1 protein-coding gene is annotated in these 1,029 nt (G+C 39.5%); it reads right to left on the bottom strand.

From position 1 onward, the window contains the following. Positions 1-42: 42 nt before the first annotated feature. A complete protein-coding gene (locus tag DFP77_RS19450) occupies positions 43-987 on the bottom strand; it encodes an IS1595 family transposase (RefSeq protein WP_114413815.1) in 945 nt (314 codons plus the stop codon). Positions 988-1,029: the final 42 nt, after the last annotated feature.

Here is a 1,029-nt window from a genome sequence, read left to right as displayed (position 1 = left end):
AAGGGCTATCCATTTAGAGCAACCAGACACTACATCTAGTGTTTATCTGGTTTTAATGCCCTTATAGGTTAGGGGTTTTGTTGTGACTGATTGTTCAAGTAATCGATAAAACAATAGCCCTCTAGACCGAGATTTTCTTCTATTAAATCTAAAGGTATATTCATCCAAATAGTAATCGAGCTGTTTAGATTGAACTGCACCTTGATAGGTTCCCAACAACCAGCGTTTCAGTAAAGAAGCCACACGGTGTACGCCTGGCATGGTTTCGTGGGCTGGTATATTTGAACCAAGATGTACGGTCTTTTTTCTTGAATATCCCATGTTATCAACGGAACCATAAGCCGCCGATCCGTCTGTGTGAATTTGACTATTCGGCTCAATAACATCTTTTATGAATTGCTCAATGTTGTTTTTTGTCGCTTTGTCGACCTGTCGTAATCTAATGCGACCAAACCCTTTTGGTTCTATTAACTCTATTGCAATTAACACAACAAATTTCTTCTTATCTTGTTGATTTGTATCGACTACACCACCAACAAAGGTTTCGTCTACCTCAACAAGTCCAGATAATTTATCTCTTTCAGGGTTGATCATTGCGTAACGTAATCTATGCAATATCGCCCAAGCCGTTTGATAACTGCCAAGCCCGAGCAAACTCTGTATGCCAAGCGCACTCACTCCATTTTTTTGATTGGTGAGATACCAAATCGCAGCAAACCAATCCTTAAGAGGCGTTCTGGTTTTATCAAAAATAGTACCTGCTGTGACAGAAGTTTGTTTCCGACACTGAACGCATTTAAGTTTATTTTTGGGAAGAGTATAGGGCACATTATTTGCTAAACAATTCGGGCATATGAAACCATTAGGCCAACGAAGCGTGTGTAGATAATCACGACAAGCTTGCTCATCGTGAAACCAGTCAACAAATTGACCCCAATTTTTAGGGTAATCAATACCCGCTTTGAGTGAAGAAGATTTTTTGTTCATCACTATATATTGACATTGGTTGCTCTAAATGGATAGCCCTTA

This window comes from Marinomonas foliarum (assembly GCF_003337275.1).
Taxonomy (GTDB): domain Bacteria; phylum Pseudomonadota; class Gammaproteobacteria; order Pseudomonadales; family Marinomonadaceae; genus Marinomonas; species Marinomonas foliarum.
The sequence above is the reverse complement of the archived record's forward strand: the minus strand, read 5'-3'. Positions and strand labels throughout refer to the sequence as shown.